Annotated in this window: 8 protein-coding genes; 4 read left to right on the top strand and 4 right to left on the bottom strand. The window is 65.6% G+C overall.

Translation table 11 applies throughout. From position 1 onward, the window contains the following. Positions 1 to 152: 152 nt before the first annotated feature. The gene (locus tag H3H36_RS18415) at positions 153 to 923 is read right to left on the bottom strand and encodes an anti-sigma factor (protein WP_182219551.1); all 771 of its coding nucleotides are present in this window, start codon (positions 921 to 923) and stop codon (positions 153 to 155) included. 271 nt (positions 924 to 1,194) lie between these two features. Here H3H36_RS18415 and H3H36_RS18410 point away from each other — a divergent pair, with 271 nt between their 5' ends. Beyond that, positions 1,195 to 1,479 carry an HU family DNA-binding protein gene (locus H3H36_RS18410; protein WP_182154442.1) on the top strand — a complete coding sequence of 95 codons (285 nt, stop codon included), beginning with the start codon at positions 1,195 to 1,197 and terminating at the stop codon, positions 1,477 to 1,479. Between the two features lie 88 nt (positions 1,480 to 1,567). Here the strand turns inward: H3H36_RS18410 and H3H36_RS18405 are convergent, their stop codons facing one another. After that, positions 1,568 to 3,016, bottom strand: coding sequence for a wax ester/triacylglycerol synthase family O-acyltransferase (locus H3H36_RS18405; protein ID WP_229219975.1), 1,449 nt, complete (start codon positions 3,014 to 3,016; stop codon positions 1,568 to 1,570). Positions 3,017 to 3,151: 135 nt separating this feature from the next. On the opposite strand from H3H36_RS18405, the gene H3H36_RS18400 reads away from it, so the two are divergent. Further along, the gene (locus tag H3H36_RS18400) at positions 3,152 to 3,406 is read left to right on the top strand and encodes an acyl-CoA-binding protein (protein ID WP_182219550.1); all 255 of its coding nucleotides are present in this window, start codon (positions 3,152 to 3,154) and stop codon (positions 3,404 to 3,406) included. A gap of 54 nt (positions 3,407 to 3,460) precedes the next feature. On the opposite strand, the gene H3H36_RS18395 is transcribed toward H3H36_RS18400, so the two are convergent. Further along, positions 3,461 to 3,745 carry a polyhydroxyalkanoic acid system family protein gene (locus H3H36_RS18395; RefSeq protein ID WP_182219549.1) on the bottom strand — a complete coding sequence of 95 codons (285 nt, stop codon included), beginning with the start codon at positions 3,743 to 3,745 and terminating at the stop codon, positions 3,461 to 3,463. Positions 3,746 to 3,802: 57 nt separating this feature from the next. Next, entirely contained in the window at positions 3,803 to 5,035 is a 1,233-nt protein-coding gene (locus tag H3H36_RS18390) for an SLC13 family permease (RefSeq protein WP_182219548.1), read from the bottom strand. Between the two features lie 189 nt (positions 5,036 to 5,224). Here H3H36_RS18390 and H3H36_RS18385 point away from each other — a divergent pair, with 189 nt between their 5' ends. After that, positions 5,225 to 5,512, top strand: coding sequence for a protealysin inhibitor emfourin (locus H3H36_RS18385; protein ID WP_182219547.1), 288 nt, complete (start codon positions 5,225 to 5,227; stop codon positions 5,510 to 5,512). Positions 5,513 to 5,832: 320 nt separating this feature from the next. Then, positions 5,833 to 6,156, top strand: a complete 324-nt coding sequence (fdxA, locus tag H3H36_RS18380; protein ID WP_182219546.1) for a ferredoxin FdxA — start codon at positions 5,833 to 5,835, stop codon at positions 6,154 to 6,156. Positions 6,157 to 6,269 lie beyond the last annotated feature (113 nt).

The following is a 6,269-nucleotide window of genomic DNA, read 5'->3' as shown; positions in this document are numbered from 1 at the left end:
AAGTACTGAGAAAACGGGCGCGACAAGCGTTTGCGGCTAAGGCAGGCAAGAAATTGCGCCTCGATAAAATCGAGGCGCCGGGACAGTATTATCGACTTGACGCTGGTTGGCTAATGGGTGACCCCGCTTTGTGACCCCGCTTTGGTTTGTGCTCAGCGCTGCCAGCCCCGCCGCAACGCTTCCAGTTCCGCCCTCGGTTCCAGCATGTCGCCCACGATGCGCTGATCTATCGCCTCCAGCAAGGCCGTCGGCATCTCCGCGCCGCCGCGCTTGAAGACGCCCATCTGCGGCATCGGCTTGCTGCCCTGTACCAGCACGGGAATGCGCCATTCATCGCTGGCGCGGCAGGCCAGCCCCGTCAGCTCCTGGCCCGTGCCGGCCAGCGTAAACGTGCGGCAGTAGCTGCCCTCGCGCGACAGGAAACTGAGGCCGATCCGCACTTCGCTCGACGCCGTGGCCGCGCCGCCCATCTGCAAGCTGAGCGCGGAAGCGAGCGCGCCTTGCGCGGCCAGCATGCCATCGTGGCTGGCCACGACCGTGACCGGCGCCGGGGGGCCGAACCACGCGGGCTGCCAGCGCGCCAGGCCGAACTTGCCGGCCGCCAGCCCCACCACCAGCGTCAGCGCCAGCACGCCCCATTCCAGCCAACCCCAGTGACGGCGGCGCGCGCGGCGCGCCGCGCTGTGGTTGGCGGCCCGACTGGCCCGCACGGCGTCGAGCTGCACCACATTGGCGCCGCGCCGCGTGCGCGCGCTCTCGCGCGGGGCCTGGGCCGCGTACTGGCCGTCGCGCAGGGCACGGTAGTGGGCCACGCGGCGCGCCACGCTGTCGTCCAGCCGCATGGCTTCCTCGACGGCGCGGCGGGTCGCCTCGTCCAGTTCGCCGTCCGCGTAAGCAATCAGGGTCTCGTCCGAAAAACTCATGATGATGTCCTCGCTGGTACAGATCATAACCCTTTGCGGGGCCGCGCGGGCGCGCCGCAGGCGCCGGCGTTGCGGCTTTTTCGCATGCGGCGCGGGCCACCGTCAGACAAGGGGATGCGTGGTGCGGCGCCGCATAAAGCCCGCCAGCACAGGCGTTTTTGGGGCGCGCGGCGTGGCATGTCAGCTACTGTATGGCCCGCTTCAACGAGAAACCATTACATTTAACAATATTTATGCTAATCTGCGCGCTCTATTAACCAAGGAGGTAGTAATGAAAAAAGGCGAATTGATTGCAGAATTTGCGAAACGCACCGAGATGTCCGCTGCTGCCGCCAACGGTGCGGTGAACACGCTGATCGCCATCATCACCGAGCGCCTGAAAAAGGGTGACACGGTAGGCATCACCGGCTTCGGCACGTTCGCCGTTGCCAAGCGCGCCGCACGCAAAGGCCGTAATCCTGCCACCGGCGAAGCGATCAAGATCGCCGCGTCGAAGACCCCGAAATTCTCCGCTGGCGCGACCCTGAAGGCCGCTGTCAACCCGAAGAAGAAGTAAGACCACGCAGTCGTCCTACTGAACTAGTGCCTGCGAAGGCACCGGAACCGGCGGCCCGGCGCGCAAGCGCAGGCCGCCGTTCTGTTTTCTAGACCTCGTCCATCAGCGCCAGCAGCACCAGCTTCTCGAACTCCGGTTCGAAGCGGCGGATGATGTTCTCCGGATCGCGCACCAGCGCGTCGTCCGTCACGATCCCGAACTGCACCCCGCCGTTGTAGCTGAGGATGGATACCCCGATACCGATATCGCCCGACTGCGGCACCCAGAACATCACCTGGTCGAGCTGGCTGCCTGCCAGGTACAGCGGCGTGCGCGGCCCCGGCACATTGCTCATCACGGCCGTGGCCTTGCGGGCGAAATAATTCTGAATCTCATTCTGGACCTGCTTGGGCGTGGCGCCCAGCACGCCCAGCACGGACATGGCCACCAGCGCCGTGTAGCCGCCCTTGAGTTCGTCCATGCGGCGCCGCACTTCGCGCAGCCGCGCCACCGGATCTTCCAGGCCCACCGGCAGCACCAGCGGCACCAGGCCGAAGGCGTTACCGAGCTTCTGGTGGCCGTCGGCCTTGCGCAGGTTGACCGGCACCATCACCCGCACTTCGCAGGCCGGGTCCACCGTGTCACCGCAGGAGCGCAGGTAGGCGCGCAGGGCGCCGGCCACGCTGGCCATCAGCACGTCGTTGATCGAGCAGCCGTAGGCCTTGCTGATGGCCTTGACCTCGGACAGCGGCAGCGGCTCGCTCCAGGCCACGTGCTTGCGGCCATTGGGCTTGCCTTTGAGGCGCGTGGCGCTGTCGGATTCCATGGTGGTGAGCTTGACGGCGTCCAGCGCCAGCTTGGTGGCCGTCTGGCCCAGCTGGCCGATCTTGCCCACCACGGCCGGCATGTCGGTCCACAGCCGCATCGACTTGAGCCACATGGCCGAGGACAGGTCGATGGCCTTGACGGTGGTGGCCGTGATCGGCAACAGGATCTGCTCCCACGGATTTTCCTCGGCCAGCTCGACGGCCACCTCGGACGGCCGGTGCAACTGGCTGTCCGGATGGGCGCCGAACATGGACATGAACACGCCCACCAGCGCCACGCCGTCGGCGATGCAGTGGTGGATGCGCACGATCAGGGCCTGGCGCACCTTGCCATCCTCGCCCACGCAATTGTCGACCAGGTGCATCTGCCACAGCGGCAGCACCGGGTCCAGCGGCTGCTGCGACAGCCGGCCCACCAGTCCCTGCAGCGCCGGCTTGTTGCAGCCGCCGCCGGGCGCGTCGTGCAGGCGCAGGTTGACCACGTGGTCGTCCAGGTTCACGTCCTGTTCCTGCCACCAGGCGCCCGCCACGTCCTGCACCACGCGGCTGCGGAAGCGGCGGTAGGCCAGGAAACGGGTGGTGAGCGCGTCCTTGAGGCCATCGAGCGCGATGGGCTGGCTCATCATGGCCACGCCCACGATCATCATCTGGTTGCCTTCCGAATCCATCCTCAGCCATGCCGTATCCACGGTCGACATCTTCTTACGGCCAAACAAGGCTTTGGACAACATTCGAGCATCTCCTCTAAGGTTTGTGGTCGGTTTGTTTGTATTATGTCGCTGAACGGGATGTCAATGCGCTAAGTATTTATAGTGACATTGCTCTAACAACAATATGTGCAACACTTTTCGTCCACAGGAGCTGTTATGAGTTTACAAGAGCAATTCGCCCAGGCGCAGGCCGATTCCAAGAATCTGCCCGAGCGTCCAGACAATATGACCCTGCTGAAGATCTACGCCCTGTTCAAGCAGGCCAGCAGCGGTGACGTGGAAGGTGCGCGTCCTGGCTTCACCGACATGGTGGGCCGCGCCAAGTATGACGCCTGGGCTGCCCTGAAGGGCAACAGCCAGGAAGCGGCGATGCAGCAATACATCGACCTGATCGAAGAACTGAAGGGCTGATCACGCCCGCCGGGGAGCGGGCCGCGGCCCCTCCCCTGCCTTTCCGGCAGCCGTTCAGGCCTTGCCGCCAAACACCTTCTGCATGTTTTCCGCCACCTTGTGTTCGATCTTGTGGGCGAACGCGCTCAGCAGGAATCCCAGCTTGATGTGCATCTGCGCCTGATGCTTGTGCAGCGTGAGCGAACCGGACACGCCGCTGCGCTCGAAATGCAGCACATCGCCTTGCCAGTTGCATTCGATATCGAATTCCTCGGCCATCTGCTCGGCCACTTTTTCTGCCGCTTCGCGGGCTTTCTTGTGTGACAGGTGGTGATCCTGCACGATGTTGATGTCCGCCATCTGGCCTTCCTCGCTTGTTGAACCAGCCGACATGATGCCAGTTGAGGCCGCCCGGCGCTAGTGTGGTTGCCAGCCCATCACCGCCAGCAAGGCCGCGAAACCGACCACGTAAGCGAGCGCCACGTGCCAGCCGTGGCGCAGCCACAGCAACACGGAGCGGGCTTCCGGGTACTGGCCGCTGAGCGCCACCCCGGCCGAGGAACCGAACCAGATCATGGAGCCGCCAAAGCCCACCGCATAGGCCAGGAAGCCCCAGTCGAAGCCGCCCTGGCGCAGCGCCAGCGCCGTCAGCGGGATATTGTCGAACACGGCCGACACGAAGCCGAGCGTGAGCGCGCTGGGCCAGGACGCGGCCGGCAGCGCATGCACCGGCATCATGGAGGCCGACCACACCAGCGCCAGCAGGAACACGGCGCCGCGCAAGGCGCCGGGCAGCTCGTGCCAGTCGGGCCGGCGCCACAGCGCGGTGGCGCCCAGCGTCAGCCACACGGCCGCGCCCAGGAAGGGGAACACGCCTATCCAGTCCGGGAAGCGCACACTGAGCAGGACGTTGACCAGCACCGCCGCCACCAGCACGCCGGCCACGATGGCCACCCGCGGCCAGTCGATGCGCACCCCGGCCGACGCATCCTTGACGATGGGGCTGTAGGCCTGCTGCTGGCGCGCGGCCGGCAGCGCACACACCAGCAGCGCCACGCCGGCCGCCACATAGGCATGCAGCACCTGCGACGGCGCCACGCCGGCCAGCCACATCATGGTGGTGGTGGTGTCGCCCACCACGCTGCCCGAGCCGCCCGCATTGGAGGCGGCCACGATGGCGGCCAGGTAGCCGATGTGCACCTTGCCCCGGAATACGCTGCGGGCCACGGTGCCGCCGATGATGGCGGCGGCGATGTTGTCGAGGAAGCTGGAGATGAAGAACACCAGCACCAGCAGCATGAACGGCCCTTTCCAGTCATCGGGCAGGTAGTCGGGCAGGATGTCGGGTATGCGGCTGCGTTCGAAGTGCCTGGCCAGCAGGGCGAATCCGAGCAGCAGCGCCAGCAGGTTGGCCAGCCCCACCCACTCGTGGCCGGCATGGGCCAGCAGGCCGGCCACGCCCGCGCCTTCGCCGAACGGCGCCCACAGCACCTTGTAGACGGTGATCACCAGCGCCCCGCCCAGCGCCGTCAGCATGGTCGAGACGCGGGCGAAGGCGACCATGGCCAGCACCACGGCGAACAGCAGGAATTCCAGCGGGATACCGGCCAGGACCGGCGCGGCCAGGGCAGGCGTGAGGGGATGGGGCATGCGGTCTCCAGGTAGCTGCGCCGGCTGGGCCGGCTGTCGTGTTTGGCTTGGATTCTAGCGCACCGGAACCGGCCACGGCCAATGCGGGATCGTTTGCGGCCACGCAAACCCGTCCCACCCGCGCGGCGCGACGATGGACGCTGGATGGCGCGCCAGCGCCATCCCCCACTCACCAAGCAAGGAGCGCGCATGAAAATTCTAGCCATAGCCCAGGGCGGCATCGCCGGCCAGGGCGGACACTACGAAGTCGATACCCGCACCAACATCCAGGGCAAGGCGCTGGAGGCAGCGCTGAACAGCGATCACTTCTTCGACGCGCCGCCGTCGGCCGCGTCCGCCGCCGGCGCCGACCAGTTACGCTGGACCATCACGGTCGACGACGGCGGCCGGCGCCACAGCGTGTCGTTCTGCGAAGATGGGCGGCCGGCCAACCTGCGCTGGCAAAAGCTGCTGAACCAGATCCGGGCCGCCACCTGAGCAGCGCGCCCCGGGCCGCCTTGGCCCACCCGGACCTGCATGGGCCAATCTTGACTAGCGTCATCACCCCGCCCGCCGGGGTGTGCTACTGTCCTTCCCCAGTAGAAAAAAGCACCTGTCAGCACACCGCCAGGCCCCGGCGCCGGCGGCGCGTGACCGCACGCGACCAAGCGCGCGGCGCGCATTTGCTTATAGGGATTGTATCTAAGCGCAATTTGTGAGATGTAGCAAATTACCTTAAAATACAGTGCTTTGCTGAAGTTGGCAGGGCCGATATGACGCCGCTGACGGACCAGCGCACCAACATTGATAGGACTGTTATGACTCACGTTGTCACCGAATCTTGCATCAGCTGTCGTTACACCGATTGCGTCGATGTTTGCCCGGTAGATTGTTTCCGCGAAGGCCCGAATTTCCTGGCGATCGATCCGGACGAATGCATCGACTGCGCCGTGTGCGTGGCCGAATGCCCCGTCAACGCCATTTTCGCTGAGGAAGATGTGCCGTCGGACCAGCAGCAATTCATCAAGATCAACGTCGAGCTGGCCCGCAACTGGCCCTCGATCACCAAGACCAAGGCGGCCCTGCCCGAAGCGGAACAGTTCAAGGACGTCAAGGAAAAGCTGCACCTGCTGGTACGCTGATCGCGTCCCGACCCGGCGCGCGTCCGGCACGGCCGGCTGGCAGGCAACAATAGGGAGCAACAGGCAGCAACAGGCAGTGTCGAGGCGTGTTCGCCGCGTGCGCGCGGCGTGGC

Source organism: Rugamonas fusca (assembly GCF_014042365.1).
GTDB lineage: Bacteria > Pseudomonadota > Gammaproteobacteria > Burkholderiales > Burkholderiaceae_D > Rugamonas > Rugamonas fusca.
This window is presented reverse-complemented; position numbering and strand designations above follow the sequence as displayed.

What these genes read in the sequence shown, in the direction of transcription:
- H3H36_RS18415 (WP_182219551.1), bottom strand. Translation starts at nt 923, where the DNA reads ATGAGTTTTTCGGACGAGACCCTGATTGCTTACGCGGACGGCGAACTG.
- H3H36_RS18410 (WP_182154442.1), top strand. Translation starts at nt 1,195, where the DNA reads ATGAAAAAAGGCGAATTGATTGCAGAATTTGCGAAACGCACCGAGATG.
- H3H36_RS18405 (WP_229219975.1), bottom strand. Translation starts at nt 3,016, where the DNA reads ATGTTGTCCAAAGCCTTGTTTGGCCGTAAGAAGATGTCGACCGTGGAT.
- H3H36_RS18400 (WP_182219550.1), top strand. Translation starts at nt 3,152, where the DNA reads ATGAGTTTACAAGAGCAATTCGCCCAGGCGCAGGCCGATTCCAAGAAT.
- H3H36_RS18395 (WP_182219549.1), bottom strand. Translation starts at nt 3,745, where the DNA reads ATGGCGGACATCAACATCGTGCAGGATCACCACCTGTCACACAAGAAA.
- H3H36_RS18390 (WP_182219548.1), bottom strand. Translation starts at nt 5,035, where the DNA reads ATGCCCCATCCCCTCACGCCTGCCCTGGCCGCGCCGGTCCTGGCCGGT.
- H3H36_RS18385 (WP_182219547.1), top strand. Translation starts at nt 5,225, where the DNA reads ATGAAAATTCTAGCCATAGCCCAGGGCGGCATCGCCGGCCAGGGCGGA.
- fdxA (WP_182219546.1), top strand. Translation starts at nt 5,833, where the DNA reads ATGACTCACGTTGTCACCGAATCTTGCATCAGCTGTCGTTACACCGAT.